22 protein-coding genes are annotated in these 26,415 nt (G+C 40.6%); 17 read left to right on the top strand and 5 right to left on the bottom strand.

What is annotated here, in order from left to right:
• The first annotated feature begins 640 nt into the window (after nucleotides 1-640).
• Together GSQ84_RS11355 and GSQ84_RS11350 are read left to right on the top strand one after the other, a co-directional pair.
• Nucleotides 641-1,144: a hypothetical protein gene (locus GSQ84_RS11355; RefSeq protein ID WP_158797322.1), complete on the top strand. Its 504-nt coding sequence runs from the start codon at nucleotides 641-643 to the stop codon at nucleotides 1,142-1,144.
• Between the two features lie 20 nt (nucleotides 1,145-1,164).
• The gene (locus GSQ84_RS11350; protein ID WP_158797321.1) at nucleotides 1,165-1,701 is read left to right on the top strand and encodes a hypothetical protein; all 537 of its coding nucleotides are present in this window, start codon (nucleotides 1,165-1,167) and stop codon (nucleotides 1,699-1,701) included.
• A gap of 96 nt (nucleotides 1,702-1,797) precedes the next feature.
• On the opposite strand, the gene purD is transcribed toward GSQ84_RS11350, so the two are convergent.
• Nucleotides 1,798-3,069: a phosphoribosylamine--glycine ligase gene (gene purD, locus GSQ84_RS11345; RefSeq protein WP_158797320.1), complete on the bottom strand. Its 1,272-nt coding sequence runs from the start codon at nucleotides 3,067-3,069 to the stop codon at nucleotides 1,798-1,800.
• A 230-nt stretch (nucleotides 3,070-3,299) separates the two neighbouring features.
• On the opposite strand from purD, the gene secA reads away from it, so the two are divergent.
• The 9 genes from secA (at nucleotide 3,300) to GSQ84_RS11300 (ending at nucleotide 15,042) form a co-directional block, all read left to right on the top strand.
• Nucleotides 3,300-6,608, top strand: coding sequence for a preprotein translocase subunit SecA (gene secA, locus GSQ84_RS11340; RefSeq protein ID WP_158797319.1), 3,309 nt, complete (start codon nucleotides 3,300-3,302; stop codon nucleotides 6,606-6,608).
• A gap of 69 nt (nucleotides 6,609-6,677) precedes the next feature.
• Complete coding sequence (locus GSQ84_RS11335; RefSeq protein WP_254070833.1) at nucleotides 6,678-7,112, top strand: SPOR domain-containing protein; 435 nt, start codon at nucleotides 6,678-6,680, stop codon at nucleotides 7,110-7,112.
• Nucleotides 7,109-8,296, top strand: a complete 1,188-nt coding sequence (locus GSQ84_RS11330; protein WP_158797318.1) for a M20 family metallopeptidase — start codon at nucleotides 7,109-7,111, stop codon at nucleotides 8,294-8,296. The genes GSQ84_RS11335 and GSQ84_RS11330 overlap by 4 nt, the downstream gene beginning before the upstream one ends.
• Nucleotides 8,297-8,304: 8 nt before the next feature.
• Nucleotides 8,305-9,231: a hypothetical protein gene (locus GSQ84_RS11325; RefSeq protein WP_158797317.1), complete on the top strand. Its 927-nt coding sequence runs from the start codon at nucleotides 8,305-8,307 to the stop codon at nucleotides 9,229-9,231.
• Between the two features lie 184 nt (nucleotides 9,232-9,415).
• Complete coding sequence (locus tag GSQ84_RS11320; protein WP_158797316.1) at nucleotides 9,416-10,597, top strand: ATP-binding protein; 1,182 nt, start codon at nucleotides 9,416-9,418, stop codon at nucleotides 10,595-10,597.
• Nucleotides 10,598-10,947: 350 nt separating this feature from the next.
• Nucleotides 10,948-11,613, top strand: a complete 666-nt coding sequence (locus tag GSQ84_RS11315; protein WP_158797315.1) for a GDSL-type esterase/lipase family protein — start codon at nucleotides 10,948-10,950, stop codon at nucleotides 11,611-11,613.
• A gap of 9 nt (nucleotides 11,614-11,622) precedes the next feature.
• Nucleotides 11,623-13,596: a DNA primase gene (dnaG, locus tag GSQ84_RS11310; protein ID WP_158797314.1), complete on the top strand. Its 1,974-nt coding sequence runs from the start codon at nucleotides 11,623-11,625 to the stop codon at nucleotides 13,594-13,596.
• Nucleotides 13,596-13,958: a YraN family protein gene (locus GSQ84_RS11305; protein ID WP_158797313.1), complete on the top strand. Its 363-nt coding sequence runs from the start codon at nucleotides 13,596-13,598 to the stop codon at nucleotides 13,956-13,958. Before dnaG ends, GSQ84_RS11305 begins: the two co-directional genes overlap by 1 nt.
• On the top strand, nucleotides 13,939-15,042 hold the full coding sequence (locus GSQ84_RS11300; protein WP_158797312.1) for a glutaminyl-peptide cyclotransferase: 1,104 nt from the start codon (nucleotides 13,939-13,941) through the stop codon (nucleotides 15,040-15,042). The genes GSQ84_RS11305 and GSQ84_RS11300 overlap by 20 nt, the downstream gene beginning before the upstream one ends.
• On the opposite strand, the gene GSQ84_RS11295 is transcribed toward GSQ84_RS11300, so the two are convergent.
• The gene (locus GSQ84_RS11295; RefSeq protein ID WP_158797311.1) at nucleotides 15,043-15,579 is read right to left on the bottom strand and encodes a DUF4251 domain-containing protein; all 537 of its coding nucleotides are present in this window, start codon (nucleotides 15,577-15,579) and stop codon (nucleotides 15,043-15,045) included. It abuts the gene before it with no gap.
• Between the two features lie 164 nt (nucleotides 15,580-15,743).
• Nucleotides 15,744-17,390 carry a glucose-6-phosphate isomerase gene (gene pgi / locus GSQ84_RS11290; protein WP_158797310.1) on the bottom strand — a complete coding sequence of 549 codons (1,647 nt, stop codon included), beginning with the start codon at nucleotides 17,388-17,390 and terminating at the stop codon, nucleotides 15,744-15,746.
• 122 nt (nucleotides 17,391-17,512) lie between these two features.
• Here pgi and GSQ84_RS11285 point away from each other — a divergent pair, with 122 nt between their 5' ends.
• From GSQ84_RS11285 to GSQ84_RS11275, 3 genes are all read left to right on the top strand, one after another.
• Nucleotides 17,513-18,817, top strand: coding sequence for an amidohydrolase (locus tag GSQ84_RS11285; protein WP_158797309.1), 1,305 nt, complete (start codon nucleotides 17,513-17,515; stop codon nucleotides 18,815-18,817).
• 27 nt (nucleotides 18,818-18,844) lie between these two features.
• Nucleotides 18,845-19,922 (top strand): peptide chain release factor 2 gene (prfB, locus tag GSQ84_RS11280; protein ID WP_158797308.1). Its coding sequence is split into 2 segments (ribosomal slippage): nucleotides 18,845-18,904 and nucleotides 18,906-19,922, totalling 1,077 coding nucleotides; the frame shifts between segments, so codons are not numbered across the junction.
• A gap of 37 nt (nucleotides 19,923-19,959) precedes the next feature.
• Entirely contained in the window at nucleotides 19,960-20,859 is a 900-nt protein-coding gene (locus tag GSQ84_RS11275) for an alpha/beta hydrolase (protein ID WP_254070832.1), read from the top strand.
• Here the strand turns inward: GSQ84_RS11275 and GSQ84_RS11270 are convergent.
• Nucleotides 20,856-21,725, bottom strand: coding sequence for a transglutaminase-like domain-containing protein (locus GSQ84_RS11270; RefSeq protein ID WP_158797306.1), 870 nt, complete (start codon nucleotides 21,723-21,725; stop codon nucleotides 20,856-20,858). The genes GSQ84_RS11275 and GSQ84_RS11270 overlap by 4 nt on opposite strands.
• 43 nt (nucleotides 21,726-21,768) lie before the next feature.
• Between GSQ84_RS11270 and GSQ84_RS11265 the strand changes: the two genes are divergently transcribed.
• Complete coding sequence (locus tag GSQ84_RS11265; RefSeq protein WP_158797305.1) at nucleotides 21,769-22,551, top strand: O-methyltransferase; 783 nt, start codon at nucleotides 21,769-21,771, stop codon at nucleotides 22,549-22,551.
• Here GSQ84_RS11265 and GSQ84_RS11260 read toward each other — a convergent pair.
• Nucleotides 22,548-23,678, bottom strand: coding sequence for a BamA/TamA family outer membrane protein (locus GSQ84_RS11260; protein ID WP_158797304.1), 1,131 nt, complete (start codon nucleotides 23,676-23,678; stop codon nucleotides 22,548-22,550). The genes GSQ84_RS11265 and GSQ84_RS11260 overlap by 4 nt on opposite strands.
• Nucleotides 23,679-23,854: 176 nt before the next feature.
• On the opposite strand from GSQ84_RS11260, the gene GSQ84_RS11255 reads away from it, so the two are divergent.
• Both GSQ84_RS11255 and GSQ84_RS11250 read left to right on the top strand, forming a co-directional pair.
• A complete protein-coding gene (locus tag GSQ84_RS11255) occupies nucleotides 23,855-24,835 on the top strand; it encodes a deoxyhypusine synthase family protein (protein WP_158797303.1) in 981 nt (326 codons plus the stop codon).
• A gap of 253 nt (nucleotides 24,836-25,088) precedes the next feature.
• Entirely contained in the window at nucleotides 25,089-26,387 is a 1,299-nt protein-coding gene (locus GSQ84_RS11250) for a c-type cytochrome (RefSeq protein WP_158797302.1), read from the top strand.
• Nucleotides 26,388-26,415: the final 28 nt, after the last annotated feature.

The raw sequence follows: 26,415 nt of genomic DNA, 5'->3' as shown, positions 1-26,415 counted from the left end.
TAAATCTTTTTATAATGAAATTAATCAAATGTATGCTCGTGCTCCTATAGGTTAAACAGCACTATTACTTTATTAATAAGCTGATTTCCAAAATAAAGGCTCTTGGTTTTCTTCGCACTAACGGGAATATCAGGAGCTTTATTTTCTTCTTAAATTGTTACTTATTGTCCAAGTATGCTAGTGGTAATCTAGATGAAGACAACACTATGTAAATAAAAGGGCTAGATTCATAGAGTTGATAGTCTTATCCGGGAGATCTGCGGACAATCTATTAAAGGTATGTGAGAGCACTAGAGAGGAAACAGGGCATCAGAGTTGAAGAACAATGATTGTTTGGTTCTTACAGAATTCAGCGGAGGTCTTAGTAATGTTTTTTTATAGATAGGAAGGACTAAATGTTAGGATGGCAAAGGAAACAGGAAGTTTATGGTGAGACGATTACAACAGAAACCTCTAAGAGGACTATCTTTGAGAGGATAGTGGAGTTGTGATGTTGGTACAATGTTTCTTACGGGTACAACAATAAGCGGCTTCGGAAAAACGCCGATTGCAGCAACTGTTGGCGCAGGTTCTGATACCTATACTATTATATCTTACTATCTTAAAAGTATTAAATCAAATTCTGAAAATAAAAAATAAAATGAAAAACGAAGTACATGCAGATTTAGGTCAGATAATTCTTAGATTAAGAAAAAGATTGACCAGTAATGTTTTTTTTGGAATTTTGATGTTTTTATTGGGGTCAATTTTAGTTTTCGTTGTCCAGGCAAAAAGTTTAAACTTCATATATATACTTTGTGATTCTATTTTTCTTATAACTATTGGCTATATTCAATACTATCAAATTGTTCCAGTCGGATTAACTATAAATGATACAGCTATAGAAGTAGAAATACTTGAAGAATATATAATCGTTAAGACTTCACCATTCAAAGTATTTTTATGGATTGATAAAGCTTCTAAAGAATTGAGATTCAAAAAAGATGAATTAAAAATCAGAAAAATTCCTTACCCTAATAAATCAATTCTCGATTTAGATATGGTGATTAAGTTAACCGATGAAGAAAATACAGCTTATGTTCCTTTCTATTTTTTTGATAAAGAACTCGAAGAAAAGCTAACGCCAATAAAAGTCTCAATATAATTTAATCTCATTCCAGTAACGTGAAACTACTAGCTATACTATTTTATCTGTTTTTACTTCCATTTATAGATGGCACTCATACTGAAAAATCAAATGCACAAAGTCTTTTAGATGGAAAAATGAGATTAATATTGCCGGCTAATTTAAAGCGATTAAGTGAGGCTGAAATAATTTCAGAGTCACCAAGGGTTAGTCAGCGACCTACCTATGTATTCAAAGACAAGATAAAAAATATTAAATTTGCAATAAATTATGGTGCAAGTAAAGCGGAGGATAAAGATTTGCCAAGCGTTAAGGCTTTCTTTGAAAAACGCAATAATCGTCCTTTCAGTAATATTATCAGCAGCGATTTAATTATTGTTAATCATAAACAGTATATCATCATGAAATTTGAACTGTCAGAGAGGCTTAGCCTTCATAAGGTTTTTAATATTTGGTTTATCACTACTGTTGCTAATAAATTGTTTTTAGCAGATTATTCATTTCCAACTGAACAACGATCTATAGAAGAAAAGCGCGCAGAAGATATTCTAAATTCTATTGAAATAAAGAAATAAGAATAACTACTATTAAAGTAAATCCGCGTAAAAGGAAGCAGGCCATTTCCCAATGTTGGAAAATGGCCTGCTTCCTTTTACTATAGCAATATCGGTTTACATCAAATCAAACCCAATATCTTCCCTGAAATATTTGCCGTCAAAATAAATCCTGGCTGCATCAGCTGTTGCTGATTGTAAGGCTTCAAATTGTGTGTCCTGCAAGCTGGTAACTGCCAGTACACGGCCGCCATTACTTTTCACTACGCCATTCTCCAAACTGGTACCAGCATGGAAAGCGATAGATTTACGGATATTATCAATTCCTGCTATGGCTTTTCCTTTTTCATAATCACCCGGATAACCACCAGCTACGATCATTACCGTAGCGGCATTTTTGGGGCTAATCTTTAGCGTAACCTCATTCAGGCGTTTCTGAGCGGTAGCCATAAACAATTCTATCAGGTCATTTTCAATCCTTGGCAAAACGCTTTCTGTTTCAGGATCGCCCATCCTGCAATTATATTCAATGATCATTGGTTTGTCGCCTACTTTGAATAAACCAAAGAAGATAAAACCAGTATAATCGATATTGTCTTTTTTCAATCCGTTAATGGTAGGGATGATGATACTTTCCTCTACGTCTTTCAGGAATTTTTCATCGGCAAAAGGAACAGGGGAAACAGAACCCATACCCCCTGTATTTAATCCTGTATCTGCCTGGCCAATCTTTTTGTAGTCTTTCGCCTCTGGCAGGATCACATAATTATCACCATCAGTTAATACAAATACAGATAATTCAATTCCGGTAAGGAATTCTTCGATGACCACGATAGATCCTGCGTTGCCAAACTTTCCACCCAGCATTAGTTGCAGTTCTTCCTGTGCATCTGCAGTGGTTTCGCAGATCACTACACCTTTACCTGCGGCCAATCCATCAGCTTTTAATACGACGGGCAGGCTATGGTGTTTCAGGTAAGTTAAACCCTGCGCCAGCGTCTCATTGGTAAAAGACTGGGATGCTGGTGTAGGAATATCATGGCGTGCCATAAATTCTTTGGAAAAATCTTTACTGCCTTCCAGGATAGCGCCTTCTTTTTTAGGACCGATCACCGGGATTGCTGCAAGCTGTGCATCTGCAAGAAAAAAATCATGAATACCATTTACCAGAGGTTCTTCGGGGCCAACTACCACCAGGTTAATGTTTTCTGCCAGTACCAATGTTTTGACGGCTTCAAAATCATTCGGGTTGATATTGATATTGGTGCCGTATGCGCCTGTGCCGCCGTTACCTGGTGCAATAAATAGTTTGGAACACTGTTCAGACTGACTCATTTTCCATGCGAAAGCGCTTTCTCTTCCGCCAGAACCTAATAATAAGATATTCATATCCGGCAAAGATAAACGCTTTGGCTAAATTATATAGCGCTATTTTATTTAATTCCTTACGCGGGAATGACAAATTGTACAGCTATTCCCAAATAAAGCGTTACTCTTAGAGCAATATACAAGATATTTTGTATTTTTATCCCCCAACAACTGCCAAAGTGACTGAGCAGTTAATATGGCTTGGTTGTTGTAAAATGATGATTTTTAATAAATAAACACACGATATAAACATGTTAGGATTTTTAACCAAAGTTTTTGGAAGCAAATCGGAAAGAGATATTAAGGTTATCCAACCTCTTGTCATCAAGATAAACGAAGAATACGCTAAACTTTCGGCTTTAAGCAATGATGAATTGCGTAACAAAACCGTTTATTTTAAAGACGTTATCGCCAAGTCTTTAACAGAAATCGATAATAAGATCAGTGGGCTGAAATCAACTGCTGAAGGTCAGGGTCTTTCTTTGCCTGAGAAAACTGCTATTTATGAGCAGATCGATGCATTGACTAAAGACCGCGATAAAGAATTGGAAGCTGTATTGTTAGAACTCCTTCCTGCTGCTTTTGCAGTAGTGAAAGAAACTTCACGCCGCTTCGCGGAAAACGAAAAAATTGAAGTAACAGCTTCGGCGTACGACAGAGATTATGCTGCGCGCAGGAAGAATGTAAAGATAGAAGGTGATAAAGCATACTGGGCCAATTCATGGGATGCTGCCGGAACTACGGTAGTGTGGAACATGGTTCATTATGATGTTCAGCTGATCGGTGGTATCGTGCTGCATAATGGTAAGATCGCCGAGATGGCAACGGGTGAGGGTAAAACACTGGTAAGTACATTACCAGCTTACCTGAATGCTTTGGCTGGTCAGGGTGTGCATATCGTTACCGTGAATGATTACCTGGCACGACGTGACTCGGAGTGGAATGGTCCTTTATTTGAATTCCATGGCTTAAGGGTTGATTGTATCGATAAACATGAGCCTAACTCTCAGGAACGCAGAAATGCTTACCTGGCAGATATCACTTATGGAACGAATAATGAATTTGGTTTTGATTACCTGCGTGACAACATGGCGCAGGAGCCTGGACAACTGGTACAGCGTAAGCTGCACTTCGCGATGGTGGATGAGGTCGATTCGGTACTGATTGATGATGCACGTACCCCATTGATTATTTCAGGTCCGGTTCCTTTTGGAGATCAGCATGAGTTCCATGAACTGAAACCGAGGATCGAACGTCTGGTAAATGCGCAGAAAGAATATGTAACCAGGGCAATCAATGAAGCTAAAAAATTAATTGCAGATGGTAAAACCGGAACCGAAGAAGGTGAAGGTGGTTTGGCTTTGTTAAGGGCACACCGTGGTTTACCAAAAAATAAAGCACTGATCAAGTTTTTAAGTGAAGGTAGCCACAAACAAGTTCTCCTTAAAACTGAGAACAGTTATATGGCTGATCAGTCTAAGAATATGCCGAAGGTAGATTCTGAACTGTATTTCTATATTGATGAAAAAAACAATCAGGTAGAGCTGACTGAAAAAGGTATCGAGCTGATTACTAAATCTGGTGAAGATGAGAACTTCTTTGTTTTACCTGATGTAGGTACGGAGATCGCTGAAATTGAGAAATCAACTCTGGCAAGTGAAGAAAAAATTGCGAAGAAAGATGAACTGATGCGCGATTATTCGATCAAAGCTGAACGTGTACACTCGGTTAACCAGTTGCTGAAAGCTTATACTTTATTTGAAATCGATGTAGAATATATCATTGATGAAGGTAAGATCAAAATTGTAGATGAGCAGACAGGCCGTATCATGGATGGACGTCGTTATTCTGACGGTTTGCACCAGGCGATTGAAGCAAAAGAAAATGTGAAAGTAGAAGATGCTTCACAAACCTATGCTACAGTTACTTTGCAGAATTTCTTCCGTATGTACCACAAGTTATGTGGTATGACAGGTACAGCGACCACTGAATCTGGTGAGTTCTGGTCTATTTATAAACTGGATGTGGTAGAAATACCTACTAACAGGGTAATGTCAAGGAAAGATGAACAGGATTACGTTTACCGTACTGTTCGTGAAAAATATAATGCACTGGCAGAAGAGATCGTAAAACTAACGCAGGCCGGTCGCCCGGTATTGGTAGGTACTACCTCGGTAGAGATCTCAGAGCTGTTAAGCCGCATGCTGAAATTAAGAGGCATTAAACATAACGTACTGAATGCTAAAATGCACCAGAAAGAAGCTGATATCGTAGCTGAAGCTGGTCAGGCAGGAACAGTGACTATAGCTACCAACATGGCTGGTCGTGGTACGGATATTAAATTAGGTGCAGGTGTAAAAGAAGCCGGAGGTTTAGCGATCGTTGGTACAGAGCGTCATGAGTCCCGTCGTGTTGACAGACAGTTACGTGGTCGTGCCGGTCGTCAGGGAGATCCGGGTTCATCTCAGTTCTTCGTTTCACTGGAAGATAACTTAATGCGTTTATTCGGTTCTGAGCGTATCTCCAGCATCATGGTAAAAATGGGTATCGAAGATGGTGAAGTGATTCAGCATTCAATGATCACCAAATCTATTGAGCGTGCACAGAAGAAAGTTGAAGAGAATAACTTTGGTATACGTAAACGTTTACTGGAATATGATGATGTAATGAACTCACAGCGTTCTGTGATCTATGCAAAACGTAAAAATGCATTGTTTGGAGAACGTCTGGATGTAGACATGAACAACATGGTATTCGACGTAGCTGAAGATATCGTTACAGAATATAAGGAAGAAGGTAATTACGAAGGTTTCAAACTGGAAGTAATTAAAAACTTCTCCCTGGATACAGAGATCACCGAAGCTGAATTCAGCAGCAGAAGCATCCATATCTTAACAGATAAGTTGTTTGAAGAGGCCACTGTATTTTATGCAAGGAAATCTGACGCGATCATCGCACAGGCGATGCCAGTGTTAACACAGGTGTTTGAAGAACGTGGCGACCATATCGAACAGATCGTTGTTCCTTTCACTGATGGAATCAGAAGTGTTCAGGTTCCGGTAGATCTAAAGAAAGCCATGCTGAACTATGGCAGGGAAGTCACTAAATCTTTCGAAAAAACAATCGTTCTTGCTTTAATTGACGAATCGTGGAAAGAGCATTTACGCGAAATGGACGAGCTGAAACAGTCGGTACAAAATGCAGTTTACGAGCAGAAAGATCCGCTGATCGTTTATAAAATGGAAGCATTTAACCTGTTTAAAAACATGCTGAATGCGGTTAACAAAGAAGTAGTGAGTTTCTTATATAAAGGTGGCATTCCTGTACAACAGGAAGCTGATGATTTACAGGAAGCAAAGGCACCTAAACCTGCCAGCAAACTGAAGTTATCTAAGCCTGAATTTGCTTCGGCCAGCAGTACTGGTGAGGTTCAATTTGATGATACCCGTGAGCAGGCTCCGCAACAGCCGGTACGTAAGGAAGTAACGATCGGAAGAAACGATCCTTGCCCTTGTGGAAGCGGTAAGAAATACAAAAACTGCCATGGTGCAGGAATGTAATTTGTAATACACATAAAGAATGCCGATTTTTGTAAAAAGAAATCGGCATTCTTTTTTTAAGGCCTACCCATGAAATTACTGTTTACGTTTATTATTTGTAGCTTTTCAATTGCGTCATTTGCCCAGAAAAGGGGCCAGGTTATAGTGATTAAAGACCCGCAGATCGATAGCCTGATCCAAAGAAGGATACTGCTAAACAAAGCAGCGGCTCCTGCGGCTATTCATAAAGACGGGCCGGCTTTTTCATCTACAGGTTACCGCGTGCAAATATTTTATGGGTCTGACAGGAGGGAAGTTTTTAATGAACAGTCCCGCTTTAAAAGTGCTTATCCAAAGATTAATACTTACATTACTTATAAAGAACCGAATTATTACTTACATGTGGGTGATTTCAGGACACGCCTGGAAGCACAGCGTTTGATGAATGAGCTGCGGCCCTTATTCGCCACCTTGTTTATCTTTAAAGAAAAAATTAACGCACCCAATCTAGAGCCAGTAAAATGATAACTAAAGAGCAGATTCAATATTTAGCAGGTACCATTTTTGAAGAGATTGTTGGCTTTCGCCGTCACCTTCATATGAACCCGGAACTTTCTTTTAAAGAGTTTCAAACTTCAGCTTTTATAAAAGATAAATTGACGCAATGGGGAATTCCTTTTGAATCTATGGCGAATACTGGTGTAGTGGGGCTGATCAAAGGAGATCTGCCTTCAGACCAGGTAATTGCCCTGCGTGGAGATATAGATGCTTTACCTATCCTGGAAGCAAATGACCAGCCTTATGCTTCGCAGAACCCGGGTGTAATGCATGCCTGCGGACATGATGTACATACTTCTTCCTTATTGGGAGCTGCTTATATTTTAAATCAGCTGAAAGCTGAATATGGAGGAACGATCAAATTGATCTTTCAGCCGGGCGAGGAAGTATTGCCAGGCGGAGCAAGTATTATGATTACTGAAGGCGTATTGGAAAATCCAAAACCACAGTTTATCATTGGACAACACGTAATGCCGCTGATCGATGCCGGTAAGGTAGGTTTCCGTTCAGGCATTTATATGGCTTCAACAGACGAGCTGTATGTGACGGTAAAGGGAAAAGGCGGACACGGTGCCCAGCCTCAGCAAAATATTGACCCGGTGCTGATTACCGCGCATATTATCGTAGCCTTGCAGCAGATCGTTAGCCGTAATGCTGACCCGCGTTTACCTTCTGTACTTTCTTTTGGTAAAGTGATTGCCAATGGTGCAACGAACATCATCCCCAACGAGGTGAAAATGGAGGGTACTTTCAGAACACTGAATGAGGAATGGCGTGCTGAAGCTAAACGTTTAATGAAAAAAATGGCTGAAGGCATTGCCGAAAGTATGGGTGGAAGCTGTGTGTTTGATATTCACCATGGTTACCCCTTCCTGATCAACGAAGAAAAACTAACAGCCAGCACCAGGGCTTATGCAGAAGATTATCTGGGCGTAGAAAACGTCCTGGACCTGGATATCTGGATGGCAGCAGAGGATTTTGCCTATTATTCTCAGGTAACTGATGCTTGTTTCTATCGTTTGGGGACAGGTAATGCCGCAAAAGGGACTACCTATTCTGTACACCATCCCAATTTTGATGTGGATGAGGATGCCTTAAAAATATCGACAGGTTTAATGGCTTATATCGCGTTAAAGCAGCTGGGAAACTAACATAACGAATGAAACAGCTATTTGTAACTATCACTTTGGTAGTTGTAGGTTTTGGGGCTTTTGCACAGCAAATTGCCCGCTTTAACCCGGATACCGTTAAAACGATCGCATTGGATTCTACAGTGAATATCGTTGCGCAAAAACTAAGCGTAGAAACCTTTATCCGGGCTGTGACTACGGATACAACTTTTTATGCGGCTTTCAGAAAGATGAAGAATTTCAATTTCATCGCTGAAAACAAGATCTACACTTACGATAAAAAAAATAAGGTGAACGGCCGGATCTACCGGAAGATCAAGCACAATGCTAAAGGGCCTAACCGGATGGAGTTTCTGGTGAAACAGGATACCGGACAGGTATTCAGGAAGAATGGTAAATACCAGTTGTACACGTTAGAAATGTTTGATTACATTTTTATGAATGCTTACAAAACAGATGCTGGTTTGAGTATGCCTTCGGCTCAAAAGGGAGATAAAAATGAAAGTTATAAGGATAAACTCAAAACACTGATTTTTAACCCGGGAAGACCAGTAAAAGGCATTCCTTTCATAGGCGGAAAGACAGAGATCTTTACGGCGAATATGCGCCAGTATTACGATTATAGTTTCCAAAGCGGAACTTACCTGGATTCTATCCCTGTATATCGTTTCAGGGTAAAAGTAAAGGACGACCTCAGCAGCTGGACTAAGGATGGCTTAATGATCAAAGAGCTGGTCACCATTTTTGACAAGCGGAATTTCGCTATTCTGGGACGTTATGTAGATATGAAATACAGCAATCTGCTGTTTGATTTTGATGTACAGATGAATATCGAAATGAGTTACTTCGGAGAGGAAAAACTGCCTGCAAAGATCACTTATCAGGGAAACTGGAATATTCCGTTTAAGAAAGAAGAACGGGCAAGTTTCCTGATTTTACATAAGGATTATCACTAATTTTGTATAATTGTCGCGCTGAGAATGACGATTTTTAAATCTAATATTGTAACTCGTTGTTCACATTGGCTATTTTATAACCAATTTTAATAAAAATACATTATATGCTGACTATCAGTATTTAATGTATTTTTATTAAAATTCTATCCTTGCAAATCGAATATTTAATGTTATAATTGCAAGGATGATTGTTAGAAAAGTAAAGATTGATATTCTTGAATTACTGGAAGAATTTCCGGCGGTGGCAGTTTTGGGGCCAAGACAGGTTGGTAAAACCACTTTGGCCCAAGAAGTTGCTGCATCAATGGATACTGAATCAATTTATTTGGATTTAGAGAGCCCTGCGGATCAGGCGAAACTGAAGGAACCGGAAGCGTATTTTGAGTTGCATAAGGGAAAGCTGATTATACTTGATGAAATTCAGCGTATACCAGAGATTTTTGCTGTTTTAAGAGGTGTAATTGATCGCAGGCGTAGGGAAGGTTTTAAAACTGGTCAGTTTCTTATTCTGGGATCTGCTTCTTTAGATTTACTCAAACAGTCATCTGAAACACTGGCAGGCAGGATTGCTTATAAAGATTTGTCTGGCTTCACCGCTGCTGAAATTAACCATGGCAATTTAAACGAGCAGGACAAATTGTGGCTTAGAGGTGGTTTTCCGGATAGTTTTTTAGCAAAAAGTGATGAATCAAGCTTAAGATGGCGAATGAATTTTATCACTACTTATCTGGAAAGAGATGTTCCTCAGTTAGGTCCCCGTATTCCGGCGACTACTTTGCGTCGCTTATGGACTATGCTGGCTCATCAGCAGGGAAGACAAGTTAACATTGCTCAACTCGGTGCAAATCTTGATGTGACTGTAACTACAGCAAAACGATATTTAGAATTGCTGGAAGATCTTTTGCTGATCCGTACCTTAAGGCCATGGTCGGGCAATATTGGGAAGAGATTAGTTAAATCACCAAAAATTTATGTTCGTGATAGTGGAATTGTACATGCTTTGCTTAATCTCAAAACGCAGGATGATATTCTTGCGCATCCAATTGTAGGGGCTAGCTGGGAAGGGTTTGCGATAGAGAATTTATTATCTTGTTTACCAATGGGCGTTACGCCATGGTTTTATCGTACTTCGGCGGGTGCGGAAATTGATTTGGTACTTGAGTTTAGCCCTAAGCATGTATACGCTATTGAAATAAAGCGTTCGATGGTTCCTGTAGTTTCTAAAGGGTTTTATTTAGGCAGTGAAGACATTAAGGCTGAAAAGCGTTTTATTGTCTATCCGGGAAAAGAAAGCTACCCCGCATCTAATGGAGTTACAGTTTTATCATTGACTGACATGATGAAACTTATTACAGAGATGAGCTAAATGTAAGGGCTAAGATGATGTGATCTTTAGCTAAATAAATACGCCTTCCTTTATTAAGCTGGTGCTTAGACTGGCCATTTAAATAATGTTTAAGTTCTATTAAAACGTGCATAGATTCGAAAAATTCAGTTGTAATAAAATTTCAAAGAAATAAGGCTTTTCGTCTGTTAATATCCATGAAACCTGAAGAATCTTACAGCTCTCCCATAGAAATGATCAGCCCGGACAATTTCATCACCTATAAATAGCAAATATATTCAAAGGAAATTCTATTCAAAGAAAAGCTAAATATAGTACCTTTGACGTGTTAGTTATAAGAATGAAAAACTTTAAACTATTAAATAGTTACCATGAAAAAAATAATTAAATCTATTGCATACCTGATGGCTTGTTGTTTGGTTGTTTCTGTACTGGCTATGAAAGTAAAACCTAAAAAAGTAATATTCTTTGGTGATTCCATTACGCAACAGGGCGTTCAGCCGGGCGGATATGTTGACCTGATCAAAAAGTCTTTAAATTCTTCTTCTTATGAAATCATTGGTGCCGGTGTTGGCGGCAATAAGATTTATGATCTGTACCTGCGCCTGGAAGATGATGTGTTGAATAAAAAACCCGACCTAGTGGTGATCTATGTGGGCGTAAATGATGTCTGGCATAAAGAAACTTCACATACCGGAACAGATCAGGATAAGTTTGTAAAATTCTATCAGGCGCTGATCAATAAAATCGTGACTAGCGGATCTAAAGTTGTACTTGTTACACCAGCGGTGATCGGAGAGAAAAAATCTGGAACTAATACAAATGATGCTGAACTGGATAAGTTCTGTAGTGAGATCCGTCAGCTGGCAGTTAAAAATAAACTGCCATTGGTTGATCTGAGGAAGCTATTTACCACTTACGACCTGGCCAATAATCCCCAGGACCTGGAAAAAGGCATTTTAACTGTTGATGGCGTGCACTTGAATGCCCAGGGTAACAAAACCCTGGCCGATGCGTTATTACCCCTTGTTCAGTAATATTTTTTAATGATCTATCAGGATACCATTAACAAAATCATGGACACCGCCCGTATTGAGGAGGTTGTTGGTGATTTTGTGTCTTTAAAAAAGCGCGGTACCAGTTTAATTGGTAACTGCCCTTTCCATAATGAGAAAACGCCTTCCTTTAACGTTTCTGTCACCAAGGGCATTTACAAATGTTTTGGCTGCGGAAAGGGTGGGGATTCGGTGCGTTTTATCATGGAGCATGAGAAGTACTCTTATCCTGAAGCGCTGAAGTACCTGGCCCAGAAATATAATATTGAGGTAGAAGAGAAAGAAGAAAGTCCGCAGGATACCGAGGCCAATAATGCCCGCGAAAGTTTGTATGTGGTTTCCCTGTATGCCGCCAATTATTTCTCCAATGAACTATGGACAGGTGAGCAGGGACGTGCAATAGGATTAAGCTATTTTAAGGAAAGAGGGTTCAGGGAAGATATCATTAAGAAATTTGAACTGGGTTATTCCCCCGACCAGTGGGATGCACTGTTTTTAAGTGCAAAAGCTGCCGGACATAAAGAAGAATACCTGGAACGTACAGGCTTGTCGATCCGCAACGACAAGGGAAAGGTGTACGACCGTTTCCGCGGTCGGGTGATGTTCCCTATCCATAACTTTACCGGACGTGTTATCGGCTTTGGCGGAAGGACACTGAAAACGGATAAGAACGTTCCGAAATATGTAAACTCCCCTGAAAGTGATATCTATCATAAGTCCAATGTGCTTTATGGACTTTTCCAGGCTAAGAAAGCTATTCGTGAAGTAGATAACTGTTACCTGGTAGAAGGATATGCCGATGTACTTTCTGTACATCAGGCAGGTGTGGAAAATGTGGTAGCCTCTTCGGGTACCTCGCTTACTGTAGAGCAGATCCGTATGATTGGACGTTTTACCCAAAACGTGACCATTTTATATGATGGTGATGCGGCAGGGATTAAAGCTTCGTTACGCGGGCTGGATATGATCCTGGAAGAAGGACTGAATGTGAAGGTCGTTAACTTTCCTGATGGCCATGATCCGGATTCGTATATGCATAAGGTGGGTGCCGGTGCATTCAAGATCTATATAGAGAACAACCGTAAAGATTTTATCCTGTATAAGGCAGATATCCTGCTGAAAGAAGCAGGGACTGATCCGATCAAAAGGGCAGGTATCATCAGGGATATTGTAGAAAGTATTGCCAAGATTCCTGATGACATTAAGGCTTCGGTTTTTATCAGGGAATGCAGCAGAATACTGGAAGTAGAAGAACGGATGCTGCTGACAGAGCTGAATAAGATGAAGTCGGCCAAGTACAAAAAAGCTGGTTCTGCTCCTTCTCCTCAGCGGCAATCTTTCTCACCGGGTTTTCCCGGAGCTCCGGATGGCCCGCCGGATAACCTGTTTGATGACAATCCACAGCCTGATTTTCCGGATGAAGAAACCAGGGCTGATAACGACCAGCTGCAGGAGCATGAAATTGTACGCTTATTACTGGCCTTTGGCCATGAACTGGTAAGCTGGGACAATATCGATAATATGTATATCGGTTCTTTCATCATGCAGAATTTGTCTGATGTTACTTTTGAGGATGAGACCTGTAAGCTGATTATCCAGAATTATAAAGATGAAATTGAAAATGGCCATCTGCCAATAGCCAATCAGTTTATCAAGAGTGAAAACCGAACCATTGCAGATCTGGCTATTACATTGTCAACTTCTCCCTATTCACTGAGTGAAAACTGGTATAACAAACACCAGATCTATGTGAGGGACGAAACCGTGAATTTAAAAGCAACTATTCTGGGCGGATTGTTTCACCTGAAAAAAAGAAAGGTAGACCGTATCCTGCTTGGATTACTGCAAGAGATCAAAACAGAGGCAGATCCTGCAAATCAGGATATCCTGATGCACCGTTATGCGCATATCAAAAACGTAGAACGGGAGATCTCCAGATTTTTAGGTTCTGTAGTGCTTAAATAATGGCGGCACACAATGAACTGGGTAAATACGGAGAGCTGCTGGCCAAGCGTTACCTGGAAGAACACGGTTATCTTATCATGGAAATGAACTGGGTATATGGAAGGGCTGAAATAGACCTGATCGCTTTGTTTGAAGGCAAGCTAATTTTTATAGAAGTAAAAACCAGGCGGTCTGTTGAACATGGGGAACCGGAAGATTTTGTGAACTGGAAAAAGGAAAAACAGATGGAATTTGCTTCTTCTGTTTATATTGAAAAAAAGAAACATCTGGGCGAGATTCGCTTTGATATTGTTGCAATTGTTTTTGAAAATAAGGAATTTTATAAAATTAATCATATTGAAGATGCATTCTGGCCAAGCTAATACACCGGTTAAATTATCTAAAGCTATTGTTCTGATCGGCCTGCTTTTTAGCACGTCAGTTGTCCTGTCCTGTAAGGATCAGCATACGAAGGCTGATATCATTGGTTTTAAACTTCCTGAACAGGGACAAACCTACGGACTGGGTGACGAAGTTAAGGTGCAGCTGGACCTGCCGGCAAATGCGAAGGTGAGTTCTGTAAGTTATCTGCTGGATGGAAAAATAGTCGGATCAAAAAATAATAACGATGTATTTCCTATTAAAACAGCTGGCCTGCCGCTGGGTTATAAACTGATCATGGCTATTGTAGATAACGGGACAAAGAAAGATACAGTGACTACCAATATTGTTCTGAAATCTGCTGTTAAGCCCGCTGAGTTTAGCTACAAGGTGATTAAAGTGTTTCCTCATGATACGAGTTCCTATACACAAGGACTGGAATTTCATAATGGTAAATTTCTGGAAAGTACAGGTGAATATGGTACTTCTACCTTACGATGGGTGGCACTGGAATCTGGTAAGGCATTACAGCGGATCGATATTGATAAAAAATATTTTGCAGAAGGTTCATCACTGGTTGGTGATAAGATTATGATGTTAACCTGGAAAGAGGATCTTGGTTTTATTTACGATGCGAAAACATTAAAACAGCTGGGTACTTTTCCTTATCAGGGCAGCAGGGAAGGATGGGGACTTACTCATGACGGACAGCTCTTGTATAAGTCGGACGGTACTAACCGAATCTGGTTTTTAAACGCGTCTACAGGTAAAGAAGAGGGTTCTGTTGATGTTTATGATAACAATGGACAAGTAGATCAGTTGAATGAACTGGAATACATAGACGGTAAAATCTTTGCCAATATCTATCAGACGGATAAGATTGCCGTAATTGACCCTAAAACAGGCGGTGTAGAACGCTATCTTAACTTTGCAGGCATTCTGCCGGCAAAAGATAAATTTGACAATACAGACGTGCTGAACGGTATTGCCTGGGATGCGGCAGGTAAGCGCCTTTTTATTACCGGAAAAAAATGGGATAAACTGTTTCAGGTTGATTTAGTACCAGTTCCAGCTGTGACCAAGTAATTATTTCTTCGGCTTGACGGGTTCCGAAAGGTATCCGTCGAAACTGATAGACTGCTGGTTATTGCTGTTTACCGTAAGCGTGGCATAACCGGTGTCTGTAATCAAAAGGTTCATGCTGTAACTATCTTTTGTATCTTTTGGGATCATGCTGATATTCCAGCCGCCTTTTTTACGGGGCACACTTTTGTAGACGAATTTTTTCGATTTGAATTTTATACCTGTATCATCAGGCAGCCCTCCTATCCGTGGCGCGTAAGACCTGCCATAATAAGGAAGGTAGGAGACCAGGCTATCAGGAGTAACGGTAAGATCGTAATTTAAGTTATTCAGGTTAATATTCCCACCTCCGGTATAACCAGGCATCCTGCTCATAATCTTATTGATATCTGACGCATTTAGAGGATTAGCTGTGGTAGCTATAAAAACATAATGTTGTGCAGCAACAATTCTGGCCGTAGTAGCTTTGTCTGTTTGTGCGTTTACACTCACCGCAGAAAATAGCAGGGCAAGCCATAAACAATTTTTAAGCGTTTTCATTTGTGTGTTATTTATATGTGTGTTTGACTTAGGTAAGTTTAAGGTACAATAGTTTAATCACAAAAGAGCCATCATAAGCTTACCGTTTGCAAATAGCAAGCTTATGATGGCTTCATCATCAATAAAATAGAATATTTATTGATGTAAACGCTGGTCTGGAGATCTTATCTCCAGTCTTTGTACTGATTGATCAATCCATTGGTAGATGAATCATGAGAAGAAACCTGCTCATCACCCTTTAATTCAGGTAAGATACTTTTTGCCAGTTGTTTCCCTAATTCTACTCCCCATTGGTCAAAGCTAAAGATGTTCCAGATAATGCCTTGTACAAATATTTTGTGCTCGTAGATGGCGATTAAACTTCCCAGGCTACGTGGTGTTACTTTTTTCAATAAAATAGAGTTGGTTGGCCTATTACCTTCAAACACTTTAAAAGGTGCAAGGATAGCAATCTCTTCATCTGTTTTGCCGTCTTTTTTCAGCTCTGCGGTTACCTGCTCGTCAGTCTTACCGTTCATCAGCGCTTCAGTTTGTGCAAAGAAGTTAGACAATAAGATAGGATGGTGCTCACCGATTGGGTTAAGGCTTTGTGCCGGAGCGATGAAATCACATGGAATTAAACGTGTTCCCTGGTGGATCAGCTGATAAAAAGCATGCTGACCGTTGGTACCTGGCTCTCCCCAGATGATTGGTCCTGTTTCGTAAGTTACTTCTTTTCCGTTACGGTCTACATGTTTACCATTGCTTTCCATATCTCCCTGTTGGAAATAAGCAGCAAAACGATGCATGTATTGGTCATAAGGAAGGATCGCTTGAGTTTCAGCATCAAAGAAATTAATGTACCATACACCCAGTAAACCAAGGATCACGGGGATATTACTTTCAAAAGGTGTAGTTTCAAAATGCTGATCTGTAGCATGTGCACCTTCCAGTAATTCTTTAAAGTTATCAAAACCGATACTCAACGAGATGGATAAACCGATAGCACTCCATAAAGAGTATCTTCCGCCAACCCAGTCCCAGAAACCAAACATGTTTTCTGTATCAATACCGAAAGCAGATACGTCTTTTGCATTGGTAGATAAAGCTGCAAAGTGTTTCGCTACATCTTCCTGTTTTGCACCTTTACTCAGGAACCAGTCTTTTGCTGTATTGGCATTGGTTAGGGTTTCCTGTGTGGTGAAAGTTTTAGAAGCGATAATGAACAATGTAGTTTCCGCATCAACTGTTTTTAGGGTTTCTGCCATGTGCGTACCATCAATATTGGATACAAAATGCATGGTCAGGTGATTTTTATAAGCTTTTAAAGCTTCAGTAACCATTACGGGACCAAGATCAGAACCACCAATACCAATGTTTACTACATCAGTGATTGCTTTTCCGGTATATCCTTTCCATGAACCTGAGATGATCTGCTCGCTGAATTTCTCCATTTTAGCCAATACCGCATTCACTTCATCCATTACATTGACACCATCCGCATAAATTGGGGTATTGCTCTGGTTACGCAGTGCTACGTGTAAAACTGCCCTGTCTTCTGTCTGGTTGATTTTCTCTCCGCTGAACATCGCTTTGATCGCTTCATCCAGTTTACACTCCCTGGCCAATTGGATCAGTAAGGCAATGGTTTCATCGTTGATCCTGTTTTTAGAATAATCCAGCAGGATGTCTTCAAAAATCAGTGAGAATTTCTCAAAACGTTTTTCATCTTCAGTAAACAGTTGTTTTAGGTTTTTCTCATTGATAGCAATGAAGTGATCAGCCAGGTATTTATAGGCTTCGGTTTCTGTAAAATTTACGGTTGGTAGCATAGTGTGGTATTTTTTTTAAATGTACTGGGTTTATTTCTTTTAGTGACGTTTCTAACAATATTTCTGCCGACAATTAAATGTCGGCAGATTCGCTTATATTTAAGTATTAAATTGACGCTCATATGAAAAGATTTTACTTTATCCTGTTGATACTGGGTGGTTCCAGTGCATTTGCCCAGAAAAATGAACTAAGAACCGAGGTTTCTAAGAAAGCTGCTGCTATAGAACAGCAGGTAATTGCCTGGCGACGCGATTTTCATGAACACCCGGAACTGGGAAATAATGAGGTCCGAACGGCCGGTATCATTGCCAAACATTTGGAATCCCTGGGTATAAAAGTGACTACAGGTGTAGCCAAAACAGGTGTTGTTGGTATTTTAGTTGGCGGTAAACCGGGGCCCGTAGTCGCACTGAGAGCAGATATGGATGCGCTGCCTGTAACAGAGCGGATAGACCTTCCTTTTGCTTCCAAGGTAAAAACGATATATAATGGTCAGGAAGTGGGCGTAATGCATGCCTGCGGACATGATTCTCATGTAGCTATGCTGATGGGCGTGGCGGAAGTGCTGGCCTCCATGAAAAAGGATATCCCAGGAACTGTTAAATTTATTTTTCAGCCTGCAGAAGAAGGTGTGCCTGCGGGTGAGCAGGGTGGTGCAGAGCAGATGGTGAAGGAGGGCGTAATGGAAAACCCTAAAGTAGAGGTGATTTTTGGATTGCATATCAATTCGCAGACACCCGTAGGCGATATTACCTATCGCCCGGGAGGAACGATGGCAGCGGTAAATGATTTTAAGATCACCGTGAAAGGACGGTCTGCACATGGGGCTTATCCCTGGAGCAGCATAGATCCTGTAGTGATTTCTGCACAAATTGTAAATAACCTGCAGACTATTGTGAGCAGAAATCTAAACGTAACAGAAAATCCAGGCGTGGTAACTGTGGGTTCTATCAATGGCGGGGTAAGATCAAATATCATCCCGGAGAAAGTAGAGCTGACGGGTACGATCCGTAATTTCAGCAAAGAAGATGAGGCGATGTTTAAGGAAAGATTAACGACTATTGCCACTAAAATTGCCGAGGCAGGAGGGGGAACTGCGGAAGTAAAGATCCCTTACAGTACACATTACCCGGTAACATATAACGATCCTGCTTTAATGGAAAAGATGCTGCCAAGTTTGAAGGCTACCGCAGGCGCTGATCATGTGAGGTTGAAACCTCCCGTTACCGGTGCAGAGGATTTTTCTTTTTATCAGGAAAAGGTTTCCGGCTTATTCGTTTTTCTTGGCGGAATGCCAAAAGGCCAGGATCCGCTAAAGGCCCCTTCTCATCATACCCCTGATTTTTATATCGATGAAAACAGCTTTGTTCTGGGAGTTAAGACGTTGGCTAATCTTACCCTTGATTACATGGGGATGAAGAAATAATTTGTTTTATATTATATATTTGCGGGTATGACAAAAGAACAAATTCAGGATTTAAGGGACAGAGTAGCGTCGCTGAGGAGGCATCTTTGACGTCGAAACCCGACTCGAAGCTATTTATATAGAACAGGAGCTTACCTTACAACCGGATTTTTGGGATGATCCCAAAAAGGCCGAAAAGCATTTAGCAGAAATGAATTCTAAAAAGGTATGGACAGATGCCTGGCAGAAAGTAAACGCTGAATTTGAAGATACACAGGTTTTATTTGACTTCCTCCAATCTGGTGATGCCACCAAGGAAGAAATGGAGGAGCAGTATGAAAAATGCCTGCAACTGGTGGAAGACCTGGAACTGAAGAACATGCTGAGCAGCAAGGAAGATCAGCTGGCTGCGGTGATGCAAATCACTGCCGGAGCTGGTGGAACGGAAAGCTGTGACTGGGCAGCTATGCTGATGCGCATGTATATCATGTGGGGAGAAAAGAATGGTTATAAGGTTACAGAGCAGGATTTTCAATCAGGTGAGGTAACGGGAGTAAAATCCGTAACCCTGCAGTTTGCCGGTGAGTTTTCTTATGGTTACCTGAAAGGCGAAAATGGTGTACACCGTTTAGTCCGTATTTCTCCGTTTGATTCTGCTGCACGCAGACACACTTCATTTGCTTCGGTCTATGTTTATCCACTGGTGGATGATACAATAGAAATTGAAGTAAAAGATGCGGATATAGAATTTGAAACTTTCCGTTCTGGTGGTGCCGGCGGACAAAATGTGAATAAAGTGGAAACTGCGGTGAGGTTATACCACAAACCTTCGGGTATTGTGATTAAAAACCAGGAATCCAGGTCTCAGCTGCAAAACAAAGAGAATGCGATACGGTTATTGAAGTCGCAGTTATATGAAGCTGAAATGCGCAAAAGGATGGAAGCCTCTGCTGCAGTTGAAGGTTCAAAAATGAAAATAGAATGGGGTTCCCAGATCAGGAATTACGTTTTACATCCTTATAAGCTGGTGAAGGATTTGAGGACGAATTACGAAACTTCAAATGCACAGGCTGTGCTGGATGGTGAACTGAATGACTTTTTAAAAGCATATTTAATGGAATTCTAAAATGAGGAAGATCTTAAGTTTAAGTTTAGGAATGCTTATGGCAATACATACATTGAAGGCCCAGCAGGTGATGGAACTTTATCCTAAGAAAATTCCAGGTGCTAAAGCCACGCCTGCTACCTATAAGGAATTGGCGAATGTAAACAAGGATGGTAAAGTTACCGGCTTATCTAAAGTTTCTAAACCTACGCTAAGTATTTACAAAGCCGATCCTGCTAAAGCAAATGGTACTGCGGTGATCATTTGTCCGGGTGGTGGTTATGTGCATCTGGCAGTAGACCATGAAGGTGATGAGGTGGCCAGGAAGTTTGCTGAAATGGGAGTGACTGCTTTTGTCTTAAAATACCGTTTACCACAAGATTCCATTATGGTTGATAAATCTTTCGGCCCTTTGATGGATGCTGAGCAGGCGATCTATCTGGTAAGAAAGAATGCTGTGGAGTGGAAAGTTGATCCTGCTAAAGTTGGCATTATGGGTTTTTCTGCTGGCGGTCATTTAGCTTCTTCCCTGGCGGTACATTATGGAGATGTTAAGATTGAAAATAAGGAACAGCTCAGTTTAAGACCCGATTTTGCAATTCTGCTCTATCCGGTGATTAGTTTTCTGGATTCCCCGCATATGGGGTCGGCGATTAGTCTGATTGGTGTTAACGGAACCCAGGAACAGAAAGAGTATTTTTCCAATGACAGGCATGTCAATGCGCAGACGCCGATTACGTTTATTGTTCAGGCGAATGACGATAATGTTGTCCCTGTAAAAAACAGTCTGCTGTTTGAAGAAGCGTTGGTACAAAATAAAGTACCTGTGGAAATGCATTTATACCAGGCCGGAGGCCATGGTTTTGGTTTACACAATAAAACCACTGCCGATGACTGGTTTGAAAGGTTGAAGAACTGGATGAAAGAAAATAGCCTGATCACAAACAGCGGGAATTAGATCTCGCTGTTCGTCAGGATTTCCTGTAATTCCTTTAACTCTTCCACTTTCTCGGCTGAGCCCAGATTTTCATAAGCAGAGATCAGGTTTCTGATAATCCTGCGGATGATCTCTACATTGCTGCAGGGGGCGTAAAAACCTGGCAGGGGCTGCAGGTTAAGCTGGCGTAAGAACTGATCTACATCATACTTGCCGAAGATGGCGCCTTTATTAAAGGCATTGATATAGAACAGTACGCCAAATTCGTGTTCATCCCTTTTACTTTCGTCAATATAACCCAGGATGAAATGCTGTGGCAGGTTTACACCATAAACAGGAATATCCAGTTTTTGAGCAATGGTCAAATAAATAATGGCCAGTGAGATCTGGTTACCTTTTTTAGTTTCCAGCACCTGGTTGATAAAGGAATTTTGCGGATCATGGTGGTTTTTAATATTTCCGCTAAAGCCATGTACCGTATAAAAGATATGATTGATCAGTTTTATCTTTTCTACAGAACTCATTTCATATTGCAGGCTCACCCAGACTTCCCTCTTGATCTCTTCGATCTGATTGATCAGTTTTTGCTCATCCAGATCGGGGTACTGATAACGATTAAGGACCAATGCGCCCTGCAGCAGATCAAATGCGCCGCTTTGATACCAGAGATTAAGATCTTCTTTTACGGTATTGAACTGGATCTGGTGAACGATGTTTTCAATTCTTTCCTGTAATAGCGTATCCAGTGATTTTTCCCATTCCGTTTCCAGGAAATGGATCACAGAACTGCCATGTTCGAACAAACGTTTTTCTACGTGCCGAAAAACTTCCGGATCGGGATCATCCAGTAATTTTACTAATGCGCTTATTTCTGTACTATTTTCCATTAAAAATGCGAATTACAATCTTGTGTTTGCCTATTTTTGCCCTATGGTATTAAAATTTATCAGTGACTATCTGAAGCATCGGCTAACGGCTAAAAGCAGGCATGGTACCCATTCGCCTTTTATTTATAAGCTGGTGGATGAGGTAATTTACGATTTTAACCCTAAATCGGAATACATTGCGGTAGAGGACCAAAGAAAAAAACTTTTAAATGACGATACTGTCATTACAGTTACTGACTTGGGTGCGGGTTCACACCTCAATAAAAACCGGACAAAAAAGATCAGTGAGATTGCTAAAAATGCTTTGAAAAGCCCGCGGTTAGCTCAGCTGATCTACAGGCTTGCTAAAGATAGCCAGCCGGCCAATCTACTGGAATTGGGTACTTGTTTGGGGATTACTACAGCCTATCTGTCTAAGGCCTGTCCCGAAGCAGATATCATTACCATTGAAGGGTGTCCGGAAACAGCTAAAAAGGCATACCATAATTTCCAGGACCTGGAGCTGGAAAATATAGAATTACAGGTTGGTAATTTTGATGAACTGCTGCCGAGGGTAATTGAAGAATTACCTCAATTGGATTTTGTTTATATCGATGGCAATCACCGTAAGGATGCCACATTGAATTATTTCAAATGGTGTTTGCCAAAAGTGCATGAAAATTCGCTGCTGATCTTTGATGATATCTATTGGAGCGAGGGAATGAAAGAAGCCTGGGAAGAAATCAAAAATCATCCTGATGTAACTGTTACAGTAGATCTCTTTTGGATAGGGTTGGTTTATTTCAAAAAGGGACAGGCCAGGGAACATTTTAAAATTAAGTTCTAGAAGGCTTCTGCAAGACTTAAATAAAATCCTGTTTGTCGTGCCTCACCAGGTTGTTTTTCGCCAATACCATAATCCGCCCGTACACTTAATCCTTTAGCAGGATCATAGAAATAGCGTAGTCCGCCGCCAACAGAAGGTTTTAGCTGGCTAAACGAAAAGTCGCCATTGGCAAATACACGTCCTCCTCCTGCAAAAGCCACCAGTCCGAAGCGGTTACTTAGCCGGTAGCGCAATTCTGTTTGTGCAGCCATCAGGTTTTGGTCCCGGTAACGACCGGTATAATAACCTCTCATGATCTCATCGTTACCTAGCTGAGGCAACAAATAAAAAGGGGTGTCTTTACTTTGCACACTATAAAAAATTCCATTTACCCCAAGGACCAGTTTTTTAGCCAGCGGCCAGAAATTACGGATCACTACCCTGAACTGGCTTCCTGTAAAATTATTTCCGCCAAAAAAATCAGGGGCATACTGATAAGTTGCACGTCCGTAGAATCCTTTGGTTGGATAGTTATTTGAATTTCGGTTATCAAAGGTTTGTGATACACCTATATATACTGCAGAGCCTCCGGGTTTACCCAAGATGGCGGGATCTGTATCATAAATCCCACCGGGTTCCTTATCGATAAAGCTGTAGTGTTCATAACCCAGAGACAGGCCGGTATAGGTAAAAGGGAGAATGTTTTTTTCTGCTTCAAAACTTGCCTTTATCTGATGCTGAACCAATTTATCATCATCTTTTTCCTGGGTTTGGTTTCCAATTCCATAGAAATCAAATGGCGTGCTGCGGAAACGAAGTTCGCTGATTAGGTGATAGTCATTGTGCGCTGTCCAGATATCGCCTTTGGCCCCTACATTATAGGCGTTCTTTGTAGAAGCTGTTAGTGTGGTAGAAAAATTAGAACTTCTGTTTAAAGGATCATTTTTATCCAGATAGGTTGAATATAATGCACCTACCCCAAATTCAAGTCCTACCTCCTGCGAGTACCTTAATGCCGGCAGTACCATAAAACTTGCCTTGCGGGTGGTATCTAAATCTGCTGCAAGCATACGCTTAATAAATTTTATCTGTCCGGATCCATGAATGGCAGAAAGAAGTAAGAGCGTGCAGAATAAAATTTTTTTCATTATTAGTCTTTGTGACCAGCAGCGTAAGTAAAATTTGAAGGGGCGAAATTAAACAAATTCTGTGTTATTCCAATTCGCCCATCAGATTACCATCCTATAAGAGAAGGAGATGTTTTAATATAATTTGCTAATTTTGCGCCATCAAAACGAGATTTCAAAAAATTTAATCAATAAAGATGAGCGTAACAAGAGGACCAATATCTAAATTCATGGAAGGGCATTACCTCCATTTCAATGCGGCGGCCATGATGGATGCGGCTAAAGGCTATGAAACACATTTGGATGAAGGCGGTAAAATGATGATCACCCTGGCAGGTGCCATGAGTACTGCTGAACTGGGAATTTCACTGGCGGAAATGATCCGTCAGGATAAAGTGGCTATAATTTCCTGTACAGGTGCCAATCTGGAAGAGGATATTATGAACCTTGTTGCCCATTCGCATTATAAACGTGTACCAAACTACCGCGACCTGAGTCCGCAGGATGAATGGGATCTACTGGAAAACCATTACAACCGTGTTACGGATACTTGTATTCCTGAAGAAGAAGCATTCAGACGTTTGCAAAAACATATCCATAAAATATGGAAAGATGCAGAAGATGCGGGTGAACGTTACTTCCCACATGAATATATGTATAAGATGTTACTGAGTGGAGATCTGGAACAGTATTATGAAATTGATCCTAAAAATTCGTGGATGCTGGCAGCGGCTGAAAAGAACCTGCCTATTGTTGTTCCGGGATGGGAAGATTCTACGATGGGAAATATTTTCGCTTCTTATGTGATGAAAGCTGAACTGAAGGCTACCACAATGAAAAGCGGTATTGAGTATATGGGTTATCTGGCCGACTGGTACATTAAGAACAGCGGTGGCAAGGGAGTAGGTTTTTTCCAGATTGGAGGCGGTATAGCGGGCGATTTCCCGATATGTGTTGTTCCAATGCTGTATCAGGATATGGAAATGGAGAACATTCCATTCTGGAGTTATTTCTGCCAGATCTCTGATTCTACCACTTCATACGGTTCATATTCAGGCGCAGTTCCAAATGAAAAAATTACCTGGGGTAAACTGGATATCAATACACCTAAATTTATTGTAGAGTCTGACGCCACTATAGTGGCCCCTCTGATTTTTGCATGGATATTAAAAATGTAAACTAAACTTCCAAATTTTATTGGAAAAAATAGTCAAGAAGAAAATCAGCAAAAATTGAAAAATTGCTGATTTTCTTCGTTTAAAGCCCAAAAAACGCAAAGTTTAGAATGATTATAAATTGTATTTACTGTCATTTCTTTGTCACTCGTAAACTAATAAATTTTACTTTTGTGGACGCTTTGGTAGAGAACATAAGTTCAAACATCCATTGAGTTCAGTACAGTTATTTAAAATAAAGCATAAAATACTCATTATGAGGAATATCTCATTGATCATTAGAAGAGTTTGGAAGTCGGCATTCATGTTTACGGCTTTATCTGTTTTAATCGTTTCTGGTACGAAAGCACAAGATGCAGCAGCGGGAAGAGCAATCTTCAAAGACAAGTGTACTTCATGTCACGCACTAGACCGTAATTTAATCGGTCCGGCTTTGCAAACAGTGGTTCCAACCAAGAGCGAAGCGTTTTTATTAAAGTGGATCAACAATGCTCCTGCATTTATTGCATCTGGTGACAAAGAAGCTGTAGAGGCTTCGAAGATCAATCCAAATGCAGACATGCCGGCATTTAGTTCGCTAACGCCAGAACAGATTAAAGGAATACTAGCTTACGTTAAAGTTGGTGAACCAAAAAAAGCAGCTGACGCTGGTGGCGCCGGAGCCGGTGCTTCTGATGAAGTTTCCAGTTTCTCCATTGCCGGGGTTATTGCAGTTATCCTGATCTCTATTGCTGTATTAGTAATATTAGGCCGGGCAATCAAAATGCTAGAACGTTTGATCCTTCAAAAACAAGGTGTAGAGATTATTGAAGAAGAGAATGGTTCTATGCTTGCAGGAATCAATCAGTTATTCAAAAACAAGAAATTCGTTTTCTTCTTTGTGCTTTGCTTAGCAACCGCACTGGGATCATGGGGATGGATGGGCATGTGGAACACAGGTGTTCACACAGGCTATCAGCCAACTCAGCCGATCAAATTCTCACATGAGCTTCATGCCGGAACAAACCAGATCGATTGTCAGTATTGTCACGCAGGTGCGTTCGAATCAAAAAATGCAACCATACCTTCGCTTAACGTTTGTATGAACTGTCACAAAATGGTTCAGGCAAGAGATAGCCATGATGGAAACATTTCTCCTGAGATCCAGAAGATCTACAATGCACTGGGTTATGATGCAGACAAAATGACTTATGACAAGTCTAAAGAAAAACCAGTTGAATGGGTACGTGTTCACAACCTTCCAGATTTCGCTTACTTCAATCACTCACAACACGTTGTTGTAGCTGAGAAAGCTATCCGTAAAGAAAAAGGATTAAAACCAAACGAACCAGTATGTTTCGCTTGTCACGGACCGGTTAATACCATGGCAGAGATCTATCAGTATTCTCCGCTGACCATGAAATGGTGTATCAACTGTCATAAAGACACCAAACTGGAAGTGAAAGACAATGCATTCTATACTAAAATCATTGCTGCGCATGAGAAAATCAAAAGAGGTGAGAAATTGACCCCTGCAGCATTAGGTGGAATTGAATGCGGTAAATGTCACTATTAATAGAGTTTAATAAAAAGAACGTTCGATA

The sequence above is a fragment of the Pedobacter sp. L105 genome (assembly GCF_009765875.1).
In the GTDB taxonomy this organism is placed as follows: domain Bacteria; phylum Bacteroidota; class Bacteroidia; order Sphingobacteriales; family Sphingobacteriaceae; genus Pedobacter.
Note: the sequence above shows the minus strand (reverse complement) of the source record. Positions and strands in the feature narration are given on the sequence as shown.